The organism is Saccharothrix lopnurensis (genome assembly GCF_042658445.1).
GTDB lineage: Bacteria > Actinomycetota > Actinomycetes > Mycobacteriales > Pseudonocardiaceae > Actinosynnema > Actinosynnema lopnurensis.
In genome coordinates, this window is the sequence record NZ_JBHSQO010000003.1 from 299503 (window position 1) to 320343 (window position 20841).

Here is a 20841-nt window from a genome sequence, read left to right on the forward strand (position 1 = left end):
TTCCGGTTGCGGCCCACCACACGATCGTGTGGTGGGCCGCTCGAACGATGAGGTGGCCGCGGTGAGCCGCCGATAACCCGAGCACCTGACCATCCGACCGGGTTCCCACAGGGAGATGGTGTGTTCGAGGAAGCTCGTCAAGCTCCGCCGGGGCCGGAGGCGCCGAGGCCGAAGAAGAAGTACGCCACGGTGGCGCTGCTCGCCGCCGGCGGCGCCGTCGTCGCCACCGTGATCGCCGCCCTGGCGTCGGTGCTGGCCTCCGGCGGCCCGGAGGCCGTTCCCCCGGAGCCGAGGGCCGAGGTGAGCACCGCGGTGGAGACCTCGGTGGCGATCGCGCCGGACGGCAGCACGTCCACGGTCTTCGTCACCGTCTCCACCCGCGTGCCCGCGACCCAGCGCCGCGAGGCGGCCGGCCCGCCGAAGCCGGAGCGGCACGACCAGGCGCCGACGCGCGGACCGGAGCGGACGAGCGCCGCGCCGTCGCGGCCGCAGGCGACCCCGCAGCCGCCGAGCAGCCCGCCGAGCGACCCGCCGTCGTCCGCGGACCCGTCCCCGTCGTCGTCCTCCGCGGTCCCGTCGACCCCCGAGCCGACGTCCACGACCACCGGGGCCGCCTAGCTACCAGACGTCGCCGGCGCGCCAGTCGCAGGTGAGGTCCGCGAACAGGTCGACCGGCCGCACCGGCAGGACGAACACCCCGTCGTCCTCGTCCTCGGTGCGCCGGAGGCCCTCCGGCGTGAACGCGAACGTCCTCCCCCGCCACGGCTGCCACCCGCGCGCCGCGTAGAGCCCCAGGGCGTCCTCCGACGCGCTGAGCGCGCCGAGGTCGTACGCGCCGCGCACGACGTCCTCCAGGGCCGCCATCACCAGCCCGCCGACGCCCCGGCGGCGGTGGGTGGCCCGCACCGCGACGCCCTCCACGTACCCGACCCGCAGCACCCGCCCGCCGACGACCATCCGGCGCTGCACCACCGCGCCGTGCCCGATCAGCCCGCCGTCGTCCCGCACGAGGGCGTGCACGCCGCCCAGGGCGTGCTCCCAGTCCTCGTCGGAGAACTCGCCGTCGAACGCCTCGTCGAGCAGGGCGCGGGCGGCCGCGCGGTCGGCCTCGGGCAACTGCCAGGTGTGGACTACCGATACAGGTGACACGCCTCACACCCTATGCGCGTCACGTCCCGCCTCCCCACCTCGCTCCAGGTGCGACGGGAAGGACGGGGGACATGGCAGAGCACATCGTGGTGATCGGCGCGGGGTACGCGGGGCTGGCGGCGGCCAAGCTGGCGGCGAGGTGGACCGACGCCCGGGTCACCCTGGTCAACGAGCGGGACCGGTTCGTCGAGCGGGTCCGGCTGCACCAGCTGGCGGCCGGGCAGCGGTTGCGCGAGCTCCCGCTCGCGGACCTGCTCGGCGGGACGGGCGTGGAACTCGTGGTGGACCGGGTCACCGGCATCGACGCCGACACCCGGGAGGTGCGGCTCACCGGCGGCGCCCTGACCTACGACCGGCTGGTCTACGCACTGGGCAGCCGGACCGACCTCGGCGTCCCGGGCGCCGCCGAGCACGCGCACTCGGTGTCGACCGCGGAGGACGCGGAGGCACTGGCCGGCGCGCTGCGGACCGCCCGCGCGGTGACCGTGGTCGGCGGTGGGCTGACCGGGATCGAGGCGGCCGCGGAGCTGGCCGAGTCGCGGCCGGACCTGGCCGTGCTGCTGGTGACCGGCGGCCGGTTCGGGGCGGCCCTGTCGGCGAAGGGGGCGCGGCACGTGCGCGCCGCGTTCGACCGGCTGGGCGTCCGGGTGCGCGACCACGCGACCGTGGCCGAGGTCCGCGCGGACGGCCTGCTGCTCGGCACCGGCGAGCACCTGCCGGCCGACGCGGTGGTGTGGACGGCGGGCTTCCGGGTGCCGGGGCTGGCCCGCGAGGCCGGGTTCGAGGTGGACGCGCACGGGCGCCTGGTCGTCGACGAGACCCTGGCCTCGGTCTCGCACCCCGAGGTCGTGGGCGTCGGCGACGCGGCCGCGATCCGGCGACCGGACGGGCTGGAGCTGCGCATGGCGTGCGCGACGGGGTTGCCGACCGCCCAGCAGGCCGTGCGGGCGCTGGCGAGCCGCCTGGCCGGCCGGGAGCCGCGACCGGTGCGCTTCCGGTACGTCAACCAGTGCGTCAGCCTGGGCCGCCGGGACGGGCTGATCCAGTTCACCCGCGCCGACGACAGCCCGGTCGAGCGCGTGCTGACCGGGCGCGCGGCGGCCCGCTACAAGGAGCTGGTGGTGCGCGGCACGGTCCTGTTCGAGCGGCACCCCGCGCTGCCCGTCGGCTGAGGGCCCCGAGCCCCGGACCGAGGGCCCCGGCTCAGGGCTCGAAGCGGTAACCCATCCCCGGCTCGGTCACCAGGTGCCGGGGGTGGGCGGGCTCCGGCTCCAGCTTGCGGCGCAGCTGCGCCAGGTACACGCGCAGGTAGTGGGTCTCCCTCGCGTACTGCGGCCCCCACACCTCCTGGAGCAGCTGCTTCTGCGCCACCAGCCGGCCCCGGTTGCGGGCCAGGATCTCCAGCAGGCCCCACTCGGTGGGCGTCAGGTGCACCTCGACGCCGCCCCGGAGCACCTTCTTCGCCGCCAGGTCCACGGTGAACGACGCCGTCTCCACGACCGCGTCCTCCCCCTCCGCGACCGCGGCGCGCCGCACCGCCGCCCGCAGCCGGGCCAGCAGCTCGTCCATCCCGAACGGCTTGGTCACGTAGTCGTCCGCGCCCGCGTCGAGCGCCTCGACCTTGTCGGTGGAGTCGACGCGGGCGGACAGCACGATGATCGGCACGGTCGTCCACCCGCGCAGCCCGGCGATCACCTCGGTGCCGTCCACGTCGGGCAGGCCCAGGTCGAGCACCACCACGTCCGGCTTGCCCTCAGCGGCCACCTTGAGCGCGGCCGTGCCGTCGTGCGCGGTCAGCACCGCGTAGCCGCGCGCGGACAGGTTGATCCGCAGGGCCCGCACGATCTGCGGCTCGTCGTCGACCACCAGCACCTTGGTCACGCTGAGACACTACGCCGGGCAATCGGCGGGACGCCGCGCACGATCACCCACCGCGCACTTCCTGATGCGCTCTTGACGCCCCCGGCTGTGCTGTTTATGCCGTTTTGACGCTCCGGTCTCCGCATCGGTGCGGACACCGTGAGTACATCCGGGTGCGAATGAATTCATTCTCTGGACAGCAGTAGTGCGATAGTGCGAATGTCCTGTCCGAATTCGGACACTTGCTCACAGACGGTGAGCCGCGAGGAGGTCTTTGATGACCACCAGTGTGACCAACCAGAGCGTGACCAATCAGGACGCCTTACAGCTCGTGGTCGCCGTTCACCGGCTGATCCGCAGCCTGCGCCAGTCCGCTTCCGTCCGGCGGCTCCAGCCCACCCAGCTGCTCGTGCTGGCGGAGCTGGCGTCGCAGGGCCCGATGCGGATCGGCGAGATCGCGGTGCGGGCCCTGTGCTCGCAGCCCACGGCGACCACGGTGGTGACGGGCCTGGAGTCCAACGGGCTGGTGCGCCGCGAGGCCGACCCCGCCGACGGGCGGGCGACCATCGTCGAGCTGACCGTCCTCGGCCGGGACACCATCCTGTCCCTGGCCCACGGAGAAGCGGAACTGCTGTCCGAGCGGCTTTCCCGGCTCACCACCGAAGAACGGGAAAGCCTGCGGTCGGTCACCCCGTTACTGCGAAGACTTGCCGATCCCGCCCGGTGAGGCCGGACCCGACCGGTCAACCCCGCGGGCGCGGTTGACAGCGGGGGCACGAATACGAGGAACGGTTCATGAACGGCTCCCGCCTGACCGCCGTGCCGCACCGCCGGCACGGCTCGCCCTCGCGCCCGTAAACGGCCAGCGACCGGTCGAAGTAACCCGACTGGCCGTTCACGTTGACGTAGAGCGCGTCGAACGAGGTGCCGCCCTCGCCCAGCGCCTCGTGCATGACGCGGGTGGCGTGCGCGAGCAGTTCGGCGGTCTTCGGCCGGCTGAGCTTCTCCGCGGCCCGCAGCCCGTGCAGGCGGGCGCGCCACAGCGCCTCGTCGGCGTAGATGTTGCCCACGCCCGACACCAGGGTCTGGTCGAGCAGGGCGCGCTTGACCTCGGTCCGCCGCCGGCGCAGCGCGGACACCGCGGCCTCGGCGTCGAACGCCGGGTCCATCGGGTCGCGCGCGATGTGCGCCACCGGCTGGGGCAGCTGCGCGCCGTCGACCTCCACGATCTCGGCCAGCGCGAGCCCGCCGAACGTGCGCTGGTCCACGAAGCGCAGCTCCGGGCCGCCGTCGGCGAACCGCAGGCGCACCCGCAGGTGCTTCTCGTCCGGCGCGCCGACCGGCTGGACCAGCATCTGGCCGCTCATGCCGAGGTGCGCCAGCATCGCGTCGCCGCCCGAGAGGTCGACCCAGAGGTACTTGCCCCGCCGGCGCGCGGCGAGCAGGGTCTGCCCGGCCAGGCGCACGGCGAAGTCCGCCGCACCGGGCAGGTGGCGGCGGATCGCTCGCGGGTGGAGGACCTCGACCGCGGCGACGGTCCTCCCGGCGGCGTGCTCGTGCAGACCTCGGCGGACGACCTCTACCTCGGGCAGCTCGGGCACGGTCGGTCGGTCAGTCCTCGGACTCGCGCGCGGCGGCCTCGGCCTGCTCCTGCTCCAGCTCCTCCAGCCGCTCGTAGGCGGCGGCCTGCGGCTTGGTCGGCTTGAGCATCCAGCCGCCCTGCTGGGCGGTGTCGCGCACCAGCACCAGGCCCTGGATACCACCGTTGCGGGAGGCGTTCAGCGGACGGGCCGGGCGGGTGTGACGCGCGCGGCGGTTCGTCCGGACGTTCGTGGCATACATTTCGGCGTCAGTCTTCCTGAGTAGGTGAAGCCTGCGTGTTCGCCGAGTCGGGAACGTGGCCGTTGCCGGTCGTCGTGGGTTCCTGCTCCACGGCGACCCGCTCGTGCAGCACGCGGTAGGCGGCTTTCGCCGCTTTCTGCTCGGCTTCCTTCTTCGTGCTCCCGTCACCGGTGCCGTGCGGTCGACCACCGACGTACACCGTGGCGGTGAACTCCTTGCGGTGGTCCGGGCCCTGGTCGTCGACCCGGTACTCGGGCACGCCGAGACCCTCCGACGCGGTGAGCTCCTGGAGACTGGTCTTCCAGTCCAGGCCCGCACCGCGACGCGGCGCCTCGACGAGCAACGGGTCGAACAGGTGGTGGACCACCGTGCGCGCGGTGTCGATGCCGAACTGGAGGTACACCGCGCCGATGACGGCTTCCAGGCCGTCCGCGAGGATGCTGGCCTTGTCCCTGCCGCCGGTCAGCTCCTCGCCGCGACCGAGCAGCAGGTGGCCGCCCAGCCCGTCCTCGCCCAGACCCCGGGCGACGCCGGCCAGGGCGTGCATGTTCACCACGCTCGCGCGGAGCTTGGCGAGCTGACCCTCGGGCAGGTCCGGGTGCGTGCGGTACAGGTGGTCCGTGACGACCAGGCCCAGCACCGCGTCACCGAGGAACTCCAGCCGCTCGTTGGGCGGCAGGCCACCGTTCTCGTACGCGTACGAGCGGTGCGTCAAGGCGAGCGTCAGCAGCTCGGCGTCCAACGGGACGCCGAGCGCTTCGAGCAACGGGGCGCGGTCGGCGGACCGACCGCGCGACGACCGACTACCCCCCACGATTCGCCGCTTACCTTCGCCAGAGGGGGTCAGGCCGGCTGGACGACCTGGCGGCCGGCGTACTGGCCGCAGTTCGAACAGGCGACGTGCTGCGGCTTCGGCTGGCGGCAGGCCTTGTTCTGGCAGGCCACCAGGTGCACGGCAGCGGTCTTCCACTGAGCGCGGCGCGAGCGCGTGTTCGAGCGCGACATCTTCCGCTTCGGGACGGCCACGACTAGTTCTCCTCTGGATTGTCACGAGTCCCGCCGAACCGCTCGTGAAGAGCCGCCCAGCGGGGGTCAATCGTCTCATGCCCGTGATCGGGGCCGAGATCAGCCAGCTTCCCGCCGCAGTCGACGCACAGCCCGGGGCAGTCCGGCGAGCACAGCGGCACCTGCGGCAGCGCGAGCACCAGGGCGTCGCGCACCACGGGTTCGAGGTCGATCAGGTCGTCGCGCAGACGGCTGACCTCGTCCTCGTCGGTGGTCTCGTCGGTGGTGCTGTCCGGGTAGGCGTACAGCTCGGTCAGCTCCACCTCGACCTCGGCCGACAGCGGCTCCAGGCAGCGCGAGCACTCCCCTTCGACCACCGTCCTGGCCGTGCCGGTCACGAGCACACCCTCGACCACCGATTCCAGCAGGAGGTCGAGTTCGACCGCACCCCCCGCCGGCACCGCGATCACGTCCCGGAGGCCGAGGCCCTCGGCGGGCACCGACCTGCTGGTCCTGCGGCTGGAGCCCGCACGACGTCCGAGGTCCCTGGTGTCGATGACCCAGGGCCCGGTGGCTGTGGAACGCGCGGAGGCGTGACGATGCTCAGACATGGTGTTTGGTGTGCTGTCGCGGACCTACCGCAACCAGCCGGTCAAGGGTACGGGACAACCGGCGCGGAGGCGAAATCGGCAGGTGGGACATCGTCCGTTCGAAGGTCTGGTGGGTGGACCGGGCCCGGTCGGGCGCCGGTCTAGTCGCGGTAGTCGAAGGGCGCGGCGGCGCTGGCCACGACGGGGCCGCGCAGGTGCGAGCGCCCCTTGCCGACGCTGCGCAGGGTGTGCGCGAGCAGGTCCTCGAAGTCGGCGAGCTTGCCGTCCACGTACGCGTCGCACTCGCTGCGCAGCCGGACCGCCTCGGTCTGGGCGGCCTCCAGGACGCGCGCGGCCTCGTTGTGGGCGGCCTGCACGACCTCGGTCTGGGTGACCAGGCGCGACTGCTCCGCCCGGCCCTCCTCGATCGCGCGCTCGTAGTTGGCCCGGCCCGCCTGGACCATGCGGTCGGCCTCGGCGTGGGCGCGGCCCACCAGGTCCTCGTACTCCTTGCGGCCCGCGGCCACGGTGCGGTCGGCCTGGTCCTGGGCCTCGGCCACCATCCGCTCGGCGCGGGCCCGCGCCTCGGACAGCATCCGCTCGGCCTCGTGCTGGGCCTCGGCCACCATGCGCTCGGCGTCCGAGCGGGACTTGCTCACGTTCTGCTCGGCGTCGTGCTGGGCCTTGCCGACCAGCTCGTCGCGGTGGTCGAGCACGTCCTGCGCGTCGTCCAGCTCCGCGGGGATGGCGTCGCGCACGTCGTCGAGCAGTTCGAGCACGTCACCGCGCGGGACGACGCACCCGGAGGTCATCGGCACGCCGCGCGCTTCCTCGACGATCGTGACCAGCTCGTCGAGGGCCTCGAACACCCGGTACACGTCACACTCCTCGCGCCCACAGCAGTACCCGTACCAGTGTGCCCTGCCGCTCGCGATCGCGCCGGGAGATCGCCCCAGCGTGTCCGACCACCCCGCGAGTCGAACACCCGGAACGACCGTGTCGAACGCTCAGGACGGGTGAGTTCCACGTTCGGAGCGGCCGAATCGCGCACCCCGCTGCGCCGAACGGTCCTTCGGGACACCGAAATCGAACGCGAGTGTCGAACTCGGGTGTCCCGGGTGTTCGACACGGTGGTTCCGAAGGTTCGACACGGTGGGCGCGGGTGTTCGACTCGCGAGCGCGTCAGCGGCGTTCGGCCAGGCGGGCGAGCAGGCGGTCCTTGATCGACGGCGGGAGCAGGCTCGACACGTCGCCGCCGTAGGTGGCCACGTCCTTGACCAGGGAGCTGGCCAGGAAGCTGTAGATCGGGTTGGTCGGCATGAACAGCGTCTCCACCCCGGTGAGCTGGTGGTTCATCTGCGCCATCTGCAACTCGTAGTCGTAGTCGCTCACCGCGCGCAGGCCCTTGACGATGGCCTGGATGTCGTTCTCCCGGCAGTAGTCGACCAGCAGGCCGTGCCAGGCGTCGACGCGGACGTTCGGCCACTGCGCGGTCACCTCGCGCAGCATCTCGGTGCGCTCCTCGACCGAGAACAGCGTCTTCTTGTTCTTGTTGATCATCACCGCGATGACGACCTCGTCGAAGAGCTTCGCCGCTCTGCCGATGATGTCCAGGTGTCCGTTGGTGGCCGGGTCGTAGGAGCCGGGGCACACGGCACGCGTCATGGTTTCGGACCGTAGCACCCGATCGGACGCACCCACTCAGGGCGTGGTCCGCATCACCCGCCGGCGTCGACGTGTTCGGCCCAGTGCAGGGCCGTGTCGCCATAACGCTTGCCGCGCAAGGATTCCACGGCGGGCGGCCAGACCGGTTCGGCGCCCCGCGCGTCCCGCTCCACGACCACCAGCGTCCCCGGCGCGGTCCACCCGTTCTCCACCAGCGCCGACAGCACCCGGTTGAGCTGGTCGTCGCCGACCGCGTACGGCGGATCGGCGAACACCAGGTCGCACGGCGCTTCGGGCGGCGTGCCCACGACGGCCTCCGCGGTGCGGTTGAGCACCACCGCGCCGGGCAGCCCGAGCGACCTCGCGTTGCCCTTCAGCACTTCGGCAGCCCGCTTGTCCGATTCCACGAACGTGGCCCGCGCCGCGCCGCGCGACAGCGCCTCGAAGCCGAGCGCGCCGGACCCCGCGTACAGGTCGAGCACCACCGCCCCGTCGAGGCTCGCGAAGGACTCCAGCGAGCTGAACAACGCCTCGCGCACGCGCTCGGAGGTGGGTCGGGTGACGCGCGGCGGCACCCGGAGCCGGCGCCCGCCCGCCACACCCGCGACGATCCTGGTCACCCGGTCATCGTCCCAGGCGCGCGCCGCCGGCGACGGCCGGCACCCGGCGAGGCGGGGAACGCCACGTCGGCGGCCGGGCCGGCGCGCACGCCGACGGTCCGGGCCGGGCCGCGGCCGCCCGTCACCACCGCGGTTCCCGTCAGGCGAGCGCCTGCCACCACCCGTCGACCGAGGGGGGTTCGTCGACGTTGATCCGCTCACCCGGACGGGGGACGGCGAGCGGGACGCCGTGGGCCTTGGCCTCCCGCCACACCCGCTCCACGGGCTCGGACCAGTCGTGCAGCGCGAGGTTGAACGTGGCCCAGTGCACCGGGACCAGCAGCCCGCCGCGCACGTCGCGGTGCGCGGCCACGCCCTCCTCTGGCGTCATGTGGATGTCGGGCCAGCCGGGCCCGTACGCGCCGATCTGGACCAGCGAGGCGTCGAACGGCCCGTGCTCCTCGCCGATCCGCCGGTAGCCGTCGAAGTAGCCCGTGTCGCCGCTGTAGTAGACGCGGTGCCGCGGCCCCTTGAGCACCCACGAGGCCCACAGCGTGTTGTCCCGGTCGAAGCCGCGGCCGGAGAAGTGCTGCGCGGCGGTCGCGACGAGCGTGATCCCGGCGACCTCGTGCGACTCGTCCCAGTCCAGCTCCACGATCCGGTGCTCCGGCACCCGCCAGCGGCGCAGGTGCGCGCCGATGCCCAGCGGCACCACGAAGACCGCCTCCTGGTCCCGCGTGAGCGCCCGCACGGTGGCCAGGTCGAGGTGGTCGTAGTGGTCGTGCGAGATGACCACCGCGTCCACCCGGCCGACCTCGTCCAGCCGGTGCGGCACCGGGTGCAGCCGCCGCGGGCCGACCGCCTGGGACGGTGAGCAGCGCTCGCTCCACACCGGGTCGAGCAGCACCCGCGCCCCGTCGATCTCCACGAGCGTGGACGCGTGCCCGTACCAGGTGAGGTGCAGGCCGTCGCCGGCCGGCCCGAGCCCGACGGGCGGCACCAGCGGCACCTCGCCGACCGGCCGCCGCCGCCGGCCGCCGAAGAACATCTCGCGCACGGTGCCCGCCGCGGCGTCCGGCGGCATGGTGCTGGTCCGGTGCGCGTTGTGGAACTTCCCGTCGCGGTACCGGGGCGACCGCCGCACCCGCTCGTCGCCGGGCCTGCCGCCCAGCGCGACCGGCACGTCCCGCGCGGCCCACGCGAGGGCGCCGGCGGAGAGGGCGAGCAGTGCGGCGGTGACCTTCTTCATGGAGCCTCCAACGCGGGGCCGGAGCACTCGGTTCCCCGGCGGGCCGTGACCGGCGCCACCCGGAGAGGAACCGGGGTCGGGCACGCGCCCGACCCCGGCCCGGCTCACTCCAGCACGATCAGCAGGTCGCCGCCCTCCACCTGCTGCACGCCCCGCACCGCCAGGCGCTTGACCCGACCGGCGCGCGGCGCGGTGATCGCGGCCTCCATCTTCATCGCCTCGATGGTCGCGACCGTCTGCCCGGCCTCGACCGCCTCGTCCTCGGCCACGCTCGGCGTGACCACGCCCGCGAACGGCGCGGCGACGTGGTCGGGGTTGCCGCGGTCGGCCTTCTCCGCCACCGGCACCTCGCTGGCCACCGACCGGTCGCGCACCTGGATCGGCCGCAGCTGGCCGTTGAGCACGGCCATGACCGTGCGCACCCCGCGCTCGTCGGCCTCGCCGATGGCCTCCAGGCCGATCAGCAGCCGCACGCCCGGCTCCAGGTCGACCTGGTACTCCTCGCCCGGCTTGAGGCCGTAGAAGAAGTCCTTGCTGCCGAGCACGCTGGTGTCGCCGTACGCCTCCCGGTGCGCCAGGTACTCCTTGGTCGGCCCGGGGAACAGCAGGCGGTTGAGCGTGGCGCGGCGGTCGGTCTCCAGGCCCTTCTCGTCCTCCTCGGTGAGGTCCGCCACGCCCTTGGGCGCGGGCCGGCCCTGGAGGGCCTTGCTGCGGAACGGCTCGGGCCAGCCGCCGGGCGGGTCGCCCAGCTCGCCGTGCAGGAAGCCGATCACCGAGGCCGGGATGTCGAAGCGGCCCGGGTCGGCCTCGAAGTCACCCGGCTCCACACCCGCGCCCACCAGGTGCAGCGCCAGGTCGCCCACGACCTTGGACGAGGGGGTCACCTTGACCAGCCGGCCGAGCATCCGGTCGGCCGCGGCGTACATGGCCTCGACCTCCTCGAACTTCTGCCCGAGGCCCAGCGCCACCGCCTGGGTGCGCAGGTTGGACAGCTGGCCGCCGGGGATCTCGTGCGTGTAGACGCGGCCGGTGGGGCCGGGGATGCCCGACTCGAACGGCGCGTAGACCTTGCGCACGGACTCCCAGTACGGCTCCAGGTCGCAGACCGCCCGCAGGTCCAGGCCGGTGGCCCGGTCGGTGTGGTCGGTCGCCGCGACGATCGCCGACAGCGGCGGCTGCGACGTGGTGCCCGCCATCGACGCGACCGCGCCGTCCACCGCGTCCACACCGGACTGGACGGCCGCCAGGTAGGTGGCCAGCTGGCCGCCCGCCGTGTCGTGGGTGTGCAGGTGCACCGGCAGGTCGAACTCCTCGCGCAGCGCGCTCACCAGCCGGGCCGCGGCGGGCGGGCGCAGCAGGCCCGCCATGTCCTTGACCGCGAGCACGTGCGCGCCCGCGCCCACGATCTGCTCGGCCAGCCTGAGGTAGTAGTCGAGCGTGTAGAGGCGCTCGGCGGGGTCGGACAGGTCGGCGGTGTAGCAGAGCGCGACCTCGGCGACCGCCGTGCCGGTCTCGCGGACCGCCTCGATGGCCGGGCGCATCTGCTCGACGTCGTTGAGCGCGTCGAAGATGCGGAAGACGTCGATACCGGTCTTGGTCGCCTCCTGGACGAAAGCGCTGGTCACAGCCTCGGGGTAGGGCGTGTAACCGACCGTGTTGCGACCGCGCAGCAGCATCTGGAGGGTGATGTTGGGCACGGCCTCGCGCAGCGCGGCGAGGCGTTCCCACGGGTCCTCGGCGAGGAAGCGCAGCGCCACGTCGTAGGTCGCGCCGCCCCACGCCTCCAGCGACAGCAGCTGCGGCGCCATGCGCGCCACGTGCGGCGCGACGGCCAGCAGGTCCTTGGTGCGCACGCGGGTGGCCAGCAGCGACTGGTGCGCGTCGCGGAACGTGGTGTCCGTGACGCCCAGCGCCGTGCTCTCCCGCAGCCACCGGGCGAAGCCCTCCGGGCCCAGCTCGACCAGCTTCTGCTTGGAGCCGGCGGGCGGCTCGGCGGCCAGGTCGACGGCCGGCAGCTTCTGCCGGGGGTCCACCGCGGCCGGGCGGGGGCCGTTGGGCTTGTTCACCGTGACGTCGGCCAGGTAGGTGAGCATGCGCGTGCCGCGGTCGGCCGGGGTGCGGGCGGTGAGCAGGTGGGGGCGCTTCTCGATGAACGAGGTGGTGACGCGGCCCTCGTAGAAGTCCGGGTCGTCCAGCACCGCCTGGAGGAACGGGATGTTGGTGGACACTCCGCGGATGCGGAACTCCGCCACGGCGCGGCGGGCGCGGGCCACGGCGGCCTCGAACGTGCGGCCGCGGCAGGTCAGTTTGACCAGCATCGAGTCGAAGTGGGCGCTGATGGCCGTGCCGACGCCGGTGGTGCCGCCGTCCAGGCGCACGCCGGAGCCGCCCGGCGAGCGGTAGGCGCTGATCATGCCGGTGTCGGGGCGGAACCCGTTGGCGGGGTCCTCGGTGGTGATGCGGCACTGGAGGGCCGCGCCGCGCAGGTGCACGGTCTCCTGGCTCAGGCCCAGGTCCGCCAGGGTCCGGCCGCTGGCGATGCGCATCTGGGACTGCACCAGGTCCACGTCGGTCACCTCCTCGGTGACCGTGTGCTCGACCTGGATGCGCGGGTTCATCTCGATGAAGACGTAGTTGCCGTGCGGGTCGAGGAGGAACTCGACCGTGCCCGCGTTGCGGTAGCCGATGTGGCGGGCGAACCGCACCGCGTCGCCGCACATGCGCTCGCGCAGCTCGGGGGGGAGGTTGGGCGCGGGCGCGATCTCGATGACCTTCTGGTGGCGGCGCTGCACCGAGCAGTCCCGCTCGAACAGGTGCATCACGTCGCCCTCGCCGTCGGCGAGGATCTGCACCTCGATGTGGCGGGGCTCGACCACCGCCTGCTCCAGGAAGACGGTCGGGTCCCCGAACGCGGACTCGGCCTCGCGAGAGGCGGCTTCGAGGGACTCGCGCAGCGCGCCGCGGTCCTCCACGCGCCGCATACCGCGACCGCCACCGCCCGCCACGGCCTTGACGAAGACCGGGAAGGTGATGTCCTCCGCGGCCCGCAAGAGGGTCTCCACGTCGCTGGAGGGCTCGCTGGACCTGAGCACGGGCAGGCCGGCCTCGCGGGCCGCGGCGATGGCGCGGGCCTTGTTGCCGGTCAGCTCCAGCACCTCGGCGGGCGGGCCCACGAAGGTGATGCCCGCCTCGGCGCACGCCTTGGCCAGCTCGGGGTTCTCGGAGAGGAAGCCGTAGCCGGGGTAGATCGCGTCGGCGCCCGCCTTGCGGGCCGCCTTGATGATCTCCTCGACGGACAGGTAGGCCCGTACCGGGTGACCGGGCTCACCGATCTCGTAGGACTCGTCGGCCTTCAGCCTGTGCAGGGAGTTGCGGTCCTCGTGGGGGAAGACGGCAACCGTGCCGGCGCCCAGTTCATAGGCAGCGCGAAAGGCCCGGATCGCGATCTCGCCGCGGTTGGCGACGAGGACCTTGCGGAACATTCGGCGTTCCCTCCCGGTAACTCGGCGGTGAATCAAGGCACGTTACCGCGCGCGTTCCGCTCCTCGGGAGTTCCATCTCACGTGACGGACGTCATCGTGATCGGTCACTCTTTCCCGCAAGGCCGGTGCGACCTGGGAGCACGCCCCGGGATTCTCCCCCGCGCGCGGCCCGCGCGCAGCCCGCTGGAAGGCGGTACGGCGGGGAAGGCGAGGGGTGCTCGGCCGGTCCGCCCGACCCTCCCCGAACCTCACCCGACAGAGAGCTTGCCCCCGGTCGAACACCTGTTCGAGAATAACCCCATGAACCCCATCACACCGCCCCTCGCCCAGCCCCCCTCCCCCGCCTTGGCGTTCCCCTCGATCGCCCTGCCCGACGAACGGATTTCACGACGCTGCACGCCCGACCGATTACGGTGTGTTCACCGCATCGAGTGACCACTGCCGGCGTGTTCTCGGTAGGGTTGACCCATGGCCGGGGCTGAAGGGACTGGGCAGCCTGCTGCCCGCACCCATTTCGACGTCGTTCTGCGCGGGTACAACCAACGCCAGGTGAACGAGCGCGTGACGCGCCTGGAGTTCGACCTCAAGAACTCCACCAGAGCGCGTGAGGCGGCGTCGGCCCAGGTCGCCGAGCTGACGAAGCTGCTCAACGGCACGCGTGCGGAGCTGGACAAGGTCAAGGGCCAGCTGAACAACCTGGCCAACAGCCCGGTCAACGCGTCCAACGTCACCGAGCGCGTGCGCGTGATGATGACGTTGGCGGAGGAGGAGATCGCCGACATCCGCAAGGCGGCGCAGGACCAGGCGAACGCCACGCGCGCCGAGGCCGACCGCGCGGCGGCCGAGGGCAGGGCGGCGCACCAGCGGGCGATGGCCGAGCTGGAGGACCGGCGCCGGCAGCTGGAGGCGGCGCACCTCCAGCGGACCACCGAGCTGGAGCGGCAGCACGAGGAGCGGCGCGCCGAGCTGGAGAAGTCGCACGAGGAGCTGCGGGCGAAGCTCAACGCCGAGCACGAGGCCCTGGTGGCCGAGGCCCGCGCGGACCGCGAGCGGGCGACCGCGGAGTTCGAGGCGAAGGCCGCCGAGCTGGAGGCGAGGCGGACCGAGCTGGAGCAGAAGTACAAGGGCTACCACGACGACCTGGACAAGGAGTACGACGACCTGCGCACCACGCTCCACAAGGAGCACGAGGTGCACGTGGTCGAGGCGAAGGCCGAGGCCGCGAAGCTCCTCGAAGCCGCTCGCGCGGAGACCGCGGAGCTGCGGGCCGAGACGCAGCGGCAGATCGCGGAGCTGGAGTCCGAGGCGCTGGCCAAGGCGGAGAAGGCGATCGGCGAGGCCAACGCGCAGGCGGAGCGGACCGTCTCCGAGGCCAACGCCCGCGCCGAGAAGACGGTCACCGAGGCGGACGCCCACGCCACGCGCCGCACCACCGCCGCGGACCGGAAGCTGACCCAGCTCCACGCGGTGCACGAGGAGCTGACCAAGCAGTTCGCCGCGGCTCACGACGCGATGACCCGCGCGGTCGGCACCCTCACGCCGCTGGAGGGTGACCTGGCCCTCACCGGTGGCGGCGCTGGTGCCGACGGCGGTGGCGACGCTGATGCCGGTGCCGGTGCCGGTGTGGACACGGGTCCCAGCGCTGCCGCCGAGAAGACCTCGGCGGACAGGGGCGTGGACAAGAGCGCGGACAAGGGCGTCGCGGAGAAGACCGCTACCGACAGCACCACCGCCGGTACGGCCGCTGCCGACGCGACTGACACCGACGACGAGACCACCGTGGTGACGCGGAAGCCCGCCGCCGGTGGGGCCGGAGTCGGTGCGAGCCCGGCCGGGCCGAAGGCTGCCGCCAACGCCGGTGGGGCGAAGGCCGGTGGCGCGCGGACCGGTGGCGTGAGGGTTGGCGGCGGGGCAGCTCAGGCCGAGGTCAACCAGTCCGAGCCGCCCACCACCAAGCTGCCCATCCTCAAGAAGGGCGGCAGGTAGTCCTCAGGGGTGGCGGGGTCGCGGGGTCGGCCGGCTGGGCTCTGGTCCACGTCACCCCGGCCTGATCGACCGGCTGGCCCCTGGGGCTGGCTGGCTCCCGAGTCCGGCTGGCCTCCAGGTCCGGTTCGTGCTCAGATCCGGCTGGCCCCTGGGTCCGGGTCGCGCCCGGGTCCGGGTCGCGCCCGGCCACGATGTCGAGAGGCCGGATTCGGCGGGGGTCCGGCCTGGTCGGGCCAGGGAGCCGAGTAGCTCGATCCGCAGCCGCCTACCCGCCTGCCTACCTTGCCTGCCCGCCTTGCCCGCCTGCCCGCCTACCTCGCCCGCCCTACTGCGGAATTTCCTCCGCCGGGACGACCTGCGCCTGGTTGGGCACGACCACGTCGACCGGTCCACCCCAGTCGCGGAACCGGGTGGCGGAGCGCTTGACCACCTTCCCGTCCAGTTCGAACCGGTACTCGGCCTTCAGCGGCACCGAGGTGTCGTCCACCCACACCGACGCGGCGATCTTCACGCCGTACTCGGCCAGCTGGGTGTGCTGGAGCTGGATGTCCGGGTCCTCGATGGTCTTGGCCATCTTGAAGGTGTCGACGACCAGGTCGTACCGCGTCACCGGCACCCCGTCGAGGTCCTCGGTCGCGCGCGCGACGATCAGCGCCGCCCTCGGCTGGAGGTAGTCCAGCTCGGCCCCCACCGTCGCGCTCGGGCCGAAGCCGCGCAGCAGCGCGCCCAGCTCGGCGCTGTTGCCCGCCGTGTAGTAGCCCCACTCCTTGCCCGCCGGCATGGGCGCGCCCGCGACCCGCACGTACGTCCCGCCGGGCACCAGGACCAGCGACGTCCGGTTCGGGGCCTGCCCGCCGGTCGAGACGTCCATGTCCATCGACGCGCTCACCCCGCCGCCGGAGTAGCGCACCACGCCGTTCACGACGTTGCTCACGTCCAGGCCCTGCCCGTCGGTGGCGAACCCCTCGGTGCGGAACGAGGCGGTGGCCAGCTCGGTCCGCCGCTGCTCGACGCGGTCGGCGAGCAACGCCAGGTCGCCCCTGGGCGGGGACGAGGTGGTCGGGGCCGGGTCGCCGGACGGCGCGGTCGAGCAGGCGACCAGCGCCAGCGGAACCAGGGCGAGCAGGAATCGGCGCACGAGTCAGGGTAACCGCACCCGGCCCGCGCCTTCTCCAGGTGCTCCAGCCCGCGCCACGCCTCCCCCGGGTACCCCGCCCGCGCTACGCCTTCTCCAGGTACTCCGCCCGCTCGTCGTCCAGCAACCCAGCCACCAGCAGCGCCAGGCCGGGGTGCGCCACCAGGTCCGGATCGGCGTCCACGACCCCCTGCGCCACCACCCGCGCCTCGGTGATCACGTCCTCGTCGCGCAGCAGCGACAGCATCTTCAGCCCGGACCGCGTACCCGACTGGGCCGCGCCGAGGATGTCGCCCTCGCGCCGCAGCTCCAGGTCCAGCTGCGCCAGCTCGAACCCATCCACAGTGGACTCCACGGCCCGCAGCCGGGCCATGGTGGAGGTGCCCTCCGGCATCTCCGTGACCAGCAGGCACAGCCCCGGCGCGCTGCCCCGCCCGACCCGGCCGCGGAGCTGGTGCAGCTGGCTCACGCCGAACCGGTCCGCGTCCATGATCACCATGACGGTGGCGTTGGGCACGTTCACGCCGACCTCGACCACGGTCGTGGCCACGAGCACCTGCACCTGGTTGGCCGCGAACGCCCGCATCACGGCGTCCTTGTCGTCCGGGGGCATCCGGCCGTGCAGGACGTCGACCCGCAGGCCCCGCAGCGGCCCCTCGACCAGCCGGTTGGCCACGTCCACCACGGCCAGCGGCGGCCGCCGGTCGGAGCCGTCCTCCTTCGGCGGCTCCTCCGCGCCCTGCTCCGCACCCGACGCCGACTCGTCGCCGTCGCCGATGCGCGGGCACACCACGTACACCTGGTGGCCCTTGCCGACCTCCTCGCGGATGCGCTGCCAGGCCCGGTCCAGCCAGGCCGGCTTCTCCGCCACCGGCACCACGGACGTGCTGATGGGCGACCGCCCGGCGGGCAGCTCCCGCAGCGCCGAGACCTCCAGGTCGCCGTACACGGTCATGGCGACCGTGCGCGGGATCGGGGTGGCCGTCATCACCAGCACGTGCGGCGTGGAGCCGCCGGCCCGGCCGCTCAGCGCGGCCCGCTGCTCGACGCCGAACCGGTGCTGCTCGTCCACCACGACCATGCCCAGGTCGGCGAACTCCACCCGGTCCTGGATCAGCGCGTGCGTGCCGACCACGATCCCGGCCTCGCCGGTCACGATCTCCAGCAGCGCCCGCTTCCGCGCCGCCGCGCCCATGGACCCGGTCAGCAGCGTCACCCGCGTCGCGTGCTCGGCGGCACCCAGCTCGCCCGCCTGCCCGAGGTCGCCCAGCAGCTCCCGCAGCGAGCGCGCGTGCTGCGCGGCCAGCACCTCGGTGGGCGCGAGCATCGCCGCCTGCCGCCCGGCGTCCACGACCTGGAGCATCGCCCGCAGGGCCACCATGGTGTTGTGCGTCACGACGAAGTGGTCGGTGACGTAGAGCCGGTCTCGGTGCGCGATGGAGAGGCACTGCACGGGCTTGCGCCCCACGCGCTCGACCCGGCGGATCACCCGGACCGGCTCGGCCGGCCGCGCGGAACCGGCCTTGTCCGGCACCCGGAACGGCGGGAAGCCGCCGGGCAGGCGCACCTCGACGACCGAGGAGCCGCCGGGCAAGCCCACCTCGCCCGAGGAGCCAGCGGGCAGGCGACCCTCGCCCGAGGAGCCGGCGGGCAAGCGCAACTCGCCCGAGGAGCCGGCCAGGACCCGGCCGGTGCCGCCCAGCGACTCCGCGAGCCACCCCACCTGCCCGACGAGCCGCGCCGAGGGCGACCGGAACACCACCTCTCCCCCGACCACCTCGCCGGCGGCGTCCAGCAGCCCCTGCAACAGCGCGTGCCGGTCCTTCACCGGGGCCACGAGGTACGCCTCGGGCACGCCCCCGCCGGGGAGCGAGGCACCGAGCCGGTACGGGTCCTCGGGACGGTCCTCGAAGCGGTCCAGCTCCGGCGCGACGACGGTCGGCAGGCGCCACTCGACCTCGTCGGACAGGCCGTCGCGGATCTCGCGCAGGGTCAGCACCTCGCGCCGTCCCGCGCGGTCCACCGCCCACAGGTGCTCCAGGTCGCACTCGACGCCCGTGCCGTCGGACAGGACCAGTCGGTAGACGTCGCGCTCGCCCTGCGGGAACACCCCGGTGACCACGGTGACCTCGCCGTCGGCGGCGATCACCTCGTCACCGGGCTCGATCTCGCCCATCGGCCGGAACCCGGTCGGGGTGAGCACGCCCGCGTCCAGCGGCTGCGCCTTGCCCGAGCCGACCTCCCCCTGGAGCAGCCGGTTCATCGGGTGCTCGCCGGACAGGTCGGCGGCGATCCGCTCCCCCACCTCGCGCTGCCCGGCGGTCAGCTCGAACGGCAGCCGGTCGTCGAACGCGTCGCGCACCCGGCCGGTGCGGGGCGGGCAGGCGGGGGCCGGGCGGGCGTTGGACGACCGCCGCCGCTGCGCCAGGGCCAGCTGGACGGCCATCGCCTCGTCCCACTTCAACCGCTCCTGCGCCACCGCGATCGCGGCCCAGCCGTCGGGGCGGTGGACGTCCCGCAGCGCCTTCTCCAGCGGCACCAGCCCGCGCTCCTGCCGCAGCGCGGCGGGCAGCGGGTCCTCGGCCACGCCGTCCCACAGGGCCAGGACCTGCTCGACGCAGTTGGACACGTGCCACGACTGGATGCCCTGCGCGGCCGGGTAGACGGGGATGAACGCGCCCGCGAACCTGGCCGCGTCGCCCTCGAACCCGTCGAGCACCTGGTAGTCGGGGTGGGCCAGCTGGAGCTTGCCGTTGAACATGCCGACCTTGCCCGCGAACATCGCCTCGCGGCCGGGCAGCAGCTCGCGCTCGACCTTGCGGGAGCCGCGGCCGAAGAACACCAGGTGCAGGTCGCTCGACCCGTCGGTGATGACGGCTTCGAGCAGCTCGCCGCTGCGCGACTTCATCCGCCGCTGGCGCGCGCTCTTCACCCGCGCCTGCACGGTCACGTGCTCACCGAGCTCCAGGCCCTTGATCTCGGTGAGCTTGCCGCGCTCGTCGTACCGGCGCGGGTAGTGGCGCAGCAGGTCACCGACCGTGCGCAGGCCCAGGCCGGACCCCAGCGCGTCGGCGCTCTTCTTGCCGAGCACCGGTTCCAGCTCGTCGTCGAAGGTCGTCATCCCGGCCCATCCAACTACTCGACACCGACAACCAGGATCGCGTCCGGCTGCCCGCCCGCGTAGGCGGCCAGCTCCACCTCGGGGTGGGCGACGCGGAGGTGATCCTCCAGCACGCGCCCGATCCCGCTCGGGGCACCCCGGCCGAGCAGCACGGTGACCAGCTCACCGCCGCTGGCGAGCATCCGGTCCACCAGCCGGCACGCCAGCGCGCCCACGTCGGCGGAACCGGGCTCGATCAGCACGACCTCGCCGTCGACCATGCCGAGCAGGTCGCCGGGCGAGCAGCGGCCGACCCAGGTGATGGCCTCCCGGCCGGACACCGCGACCTCGCCGCGCCGGGTCGCGGCGGCGGCCTCGGCCATGGCCACCACGTCGTCGCCCGCCCGCCGGGACGGCGAGTGCACGGCGAGCGCGGCCAGCGCCTGCACCGGCGAGAACGTCGGCACCACGACCACGTCCTGACCGGCGGCGCACGCCTGCGCCACGGCGTCGTCCAGCGGCTCGCGCAGCTCCGGGCCGCCGGGCAGCACGGTCACGTGCCGGGCCCGCGTGCCGGTCAGCACGGCGAGCACGTCGGCCGCGGTCACCGGTTCGCCGGTGTCGAGCACCACCGCGCCCTCGGAGCGGAACAGCTCCACCGCGCCGGGGCCGTCGACCAGCACCACCACCGCCCGCTCGCGGGTGAACCGGGACGCCTGGGCCTCGACCTGGTCGGCGAACCTGGCCACCGTGATCCGGTGGGGGCGGCCCGCCTCGACGCCGGCCTCCACCGCCGCGCCGATGTCGTTGCAGTGGACGTGCACGGTCCACAGGCCCGCGCCGTCGCCCACGACCGACACGCAGTCGCCCAGCGCGCCCAGCGCGGCCTTCAGGCGCTCGGCCCCGGGGTCCCCGGCCACGCCGTCGAGCAGGTACATGACCTCGTACTCGAACTCCGGCGACCCGGCCTCGCGCGCGGTGGTCAGCGCGTCGCGGGGCACCGGCGGCCCGGCGGGCGCGGGCGCCACCGCCTGCCCGGTGATCACCGCGGCCAGCGCGTCCAGCAGCACCACCAGGCCCCGCCCGCCCGCGTCGACCACCCCGGCGCGGGCCAGCGCGGCCAGCTGGCGCGGGGTGTCGGCCAGCGCGTCGGCGCCGGGGCCGGGCGGCGCGGGCCCC

General features: G+C 73.6%; 18 protein-coding genes and 2 pseudogenes. 3 read left to right on the plus strand and 17 right to left on the minus strand.

The features are described 5' to 3' along the window. Positions 1–137: 137 nt before the first annotated feature. A complete protein-coding gene (locus ACFP3R_RS05180) occupies positions 138–605 on the minus strand; it encodes a hypothetical protein (protein WP_380633321.1) in 468 nt (155 codons plus the stop codon). Positions 606–618: 13 nt separating this feature from the next. Further along, on the minus strand, positions 619–1149 hold the full coding sequence (locus ACFP3R_RS05185) for a GNAT family N-acetyltransferase (RefSeq protein WP_380633323.1): 531 nt from the start codon (positions 1147–1149) through the stop codon (positions 619–621). A 71-nt stretch (positions 1150–1220) separates the two neighbouring features. Between ACFP3R_RS05185 and ACFP3R_RS05190 the strand changes: the two genes are divergently transcribed. After that, on the plus strand, positions 1221–2321 hold the full coding sequence (locus tag ACFP3R_RS05190) for an NAD(P)/FAD-dependent oxidoreductase (RefSeq protein ID WP_380633324.1): 1101 nt from the start codon (positions 1221–1223) through the stop codon (positions 2319–2321). 31 nt (positions 2322–2352) lie between these two features. On the opposite strand, the gene ACFP3R_RS05195 is transcribed toward ACFP3R_RS05190, so the two are convergent. Next, positions 2353–3030 carry a response regulator gene (locus ACFP3R_RS05195; RefSeq protein ID WP_380633326.1) on the minus strand — a complete coding sequence of 226 codons (678 nt, stop codon included), beginning with the start codon at positions 3028–3030 and terminating at the stop codon, positions 2353–2355. A gap of 256 nt (positions 3031–3286) precedes the next feature. Between ACFP3R_RS05195 and ACFP3R_RS05200 the strand changes: the two genes are divergently transcribed. After that, the gene (locus tag ACFP3R_RS05200; RefSeq protein WP_380633328.1) at positions 3287–3736 is read left to right on the plus strand and encodes a MarR family winged helix-turn-helix transcriptional regulator; all 450 of its coding nucleotides are present in this window, start codon (positions 3287–3289) and stop codon (positions 3734–3736) included. Between the two features lie 16 nt (positions 3737–3752). Here ACFP3R_RS05200 and mutM read toward each other — a convergent pair whose 3' ends face one another. The 10 genes from mutM to ACFP3R_RS05250 form a co-directional block, all read right to left on the minus strand. Further along, positions 3753–4610 carry a bifunctional DNA-formamidopyrimidine glycosylase/DNA-(apurinic or apyrimidinic site) lyase gene (mutM, locus tag ACFP3R_RS05205; protein ID WP_380633330.1) on the minus strand — a complete coding sequence of 286 codons (858 nt, stop codon included), beginning with the start codon at positions 4608–4610 and terminating at the stop codon, positions 3753–3755. A 10-nt stretch (positions 4611–4620) separates the two neighbouring features. Then, the gene (locus ACFP3R_RS05210; RefSeq protein ID WP_380633331.1) at positions 4621–4851 is read right to left on the minus strand and encodes a hypothetical protein; all 231 of its coding nucleotides are present in this window, start codon (positions 4849–4851) and stop codon (positions 4621–4623) included. Positions 4852–4858: 7 nt separating this feature from the next. Further along, on the minus strand, positions 4859–5665 hold the full coding sequence (rnc, locus tag ACFP3R_RS05215; RefSeq protein WP_380633333.1) for a ribonuclease III: 807 nt from the start codon (positions 5663–5665) through the stop codon (positions 4859–4861). Positions 5666–5694: 29 nt separating this feature from the next. Beyond that, positions 5695–5877, minus strand: a complete 183-nt coding sequence (gene rpmF / locus ACFP3R_RS05220; protein WP_380633335.1) for a 50S ribosomal protein L32 — start codon at positions 5875–5877, stop codon at positions 5695–5697. Between the two features lie 2 nt (positions 5878–5879). After that, positions 5880–6467 carry a YceD family protein gene (locus ACFP3R_RS05225; protein WP_380633336.1) on the minus strand — a complete coding sequence of 196 codons (588 nt, stop codon included), beginning with the start codon at positions 6465–6467 and terminating at the stop codon, positions 5880–5882. Between the two features lie 140 nt (positions 6468–6607). Next, positions 6608–7324 carry an ATP synthase F0 subunit B gene (locus tag ACFP3R_RS05230; RefSeq protein ID WP_380633338.1) on the minus strand — a complete coding sequence of 239 codons (717 nt, stop codon included), beginning with the start codon at positions 7322–7324 and terminating at the stop codon, positions 6608–6610. Positions 7325–7628: 304 nt separating this feature from the next. Further along, positions 7629–8111, minus strand: coding sequence for a pantetheine-phosphate adenylyltransferase (gene coaD / locus ACFP3R_RS05235; RefSeq protein WP_380633340.1), 483 nt, complete (start codon positions 8109–8111; stop codon positions 7629–7631). Between the two features lie 53 nt (positions 8112–8164). Then, on the minus strand, positions 8165–8731 hold the full coding sequence (rsmD, locus tag ACFP3R_RS05240; RefSeq protein WP_380633342.1) for a 16S rRNA (guanine(966)-N(2))-methyltransferase RsmD: 567 nt from the start codon (positions 8729–8731) through the stop codon (positions 8165–8167). Positions 8732–8870: 139 nt separating this feature from the next. Beyond that, positions 8871–9959 (minus strand): MBL fold metallo-hydrolase, encoded by a 1089-nt coding sequence (locus ACFP3R_RS05245; protein ID WP_380633344.1) that lies wholly within the window; start codon positions 9957–9959, stop codon positions 8871–8873. A 104-nt stretch (positions 9960–10063) separates the two neighbouring features. Beyond that, a complete protein-coding gene (locus ACFP3R_RS05250; RefSeq protein WP_380633346.1) occupies positions 10064–13441 on the minus strand; it encodes a pyruvate carboxylase in 3378 nt (1125 codons plus the stop codon). Positions 13442–13990: 549 nt separating this feature from the next. Between ACFP3R_RS05250 and ACFP3R_RS05255 the strand changes: the two genes are divergently transcribed. Continuing rightward, on the plus strand, positions 13991–15427 hold the full coding sequence (locus tag ACFP3R_RS05255) for a coiled-coil domain-containing protein (protein WP_380633347.1): 1437 nt from the start codon (positions 13991–13993) through the stop codon (positions 15425–15427). A 325-nt stretch (positions 15428–15752) separates the two neighbouring features. Here ACFP3R_RS05255 and ACFP3R_RS05260 read toward each other — a convergent pair whose 3' ends face one another. The 4 genes and pseudogenes from ACFP3R_RS05260 to ACFP3R_RS05270 form a co-directional block, all read right to left on the minus strand. Then, entirely contained in the window at positions 15753–16565 is an 813-nt protein-coding gene (locus tag ACFP3R_RS05260; RefSeq protein ID WP_380633349.1) for an SCO4651 family lipoprotein, read from the minus strand. 82 nt (positions 16566–16647) lie between these two features. Then, positions 16648–17946, minus strand: a pseudogene (locus ACFP3R_RS37810) (ATP-dependent DNA helicase RecG); the annotation flags it as partial. A gap of 1233 nt (positions 17947–19179) precedes the next feature. Further along, positions 19180–19683, minus strand: a pseudogene (locus ACFP3R_RS37815) (OB-fold nucleic acid binding domain-containing protein); the annotation flags it as partial. A gap of 14 nt (positions 19684–19697) precedes the next feature. Further along, positions 19698–20841: DAK2 domain-containing protein (locus tag ACFP3R_RS05270; RefSeq protein ID WP_380633353.1), on the minus strand; the 1144-nt coding region annotated here is incomplete at its 5' end.

What these genes read in the sequence shown, in the direction of transcription:
- ACFP3R_RS05190 (WP_380633324.1), top strand. Translation starts at nt 1,221, where the DNA reads ATGGCAGAGCACATCGTGGTGATCGGCGCGGGGTACGCGGGGCTGGCG.
- ACFP3R_RS05200 (WP_380633328.1), top strand. Translation starts at nt 3,287, where the DNA reads ATGACCACCAGTGTGACCAACCAGAGCGTGACCAATCAGGACGCCTTA.
- ACFP3R_RS05210 (WP_380633331.1), bottom strand. Translation starts at nt 4,851, where the DNA reads ATGTATGCCACGAACGTCCGGACGAACCGCCGCGCGCGTCACACCCGC.
- ACFP3R_RS05225 (WP_380633336.1), bottom strand. Translation starts at nt 6,467, where the DNA reads ATGTCTGAGCATCGTCACGCCTCCGCGCGTTCCACAGCCACCGGGCCC.
- coaD (WP_380633340.1), bottom strand. Translation starts at nt 8,111, where the DNA reads ATGACGCGTGCCGTGTGCCCCGGCTCCTACGACCCGGCCACCAACGGA.
- ACFP3R_RS05245 (WP_380633344.1), bottom strand. Translation starts at nt 9,959, where the DNA reads ATGAAGAAGGTCACCGCCGCACTGCTCGCCCTCTCCGCCGGCGCCCTC.
- ACFP3R_RS05250 (WP_380633346.1), bottom strand. Translation starts at nt 13,441, where the DNA reads ATGTTCCGCAAGGTCCTCGTCGCCAACCGCGGCGAGATCGCGATCCGG.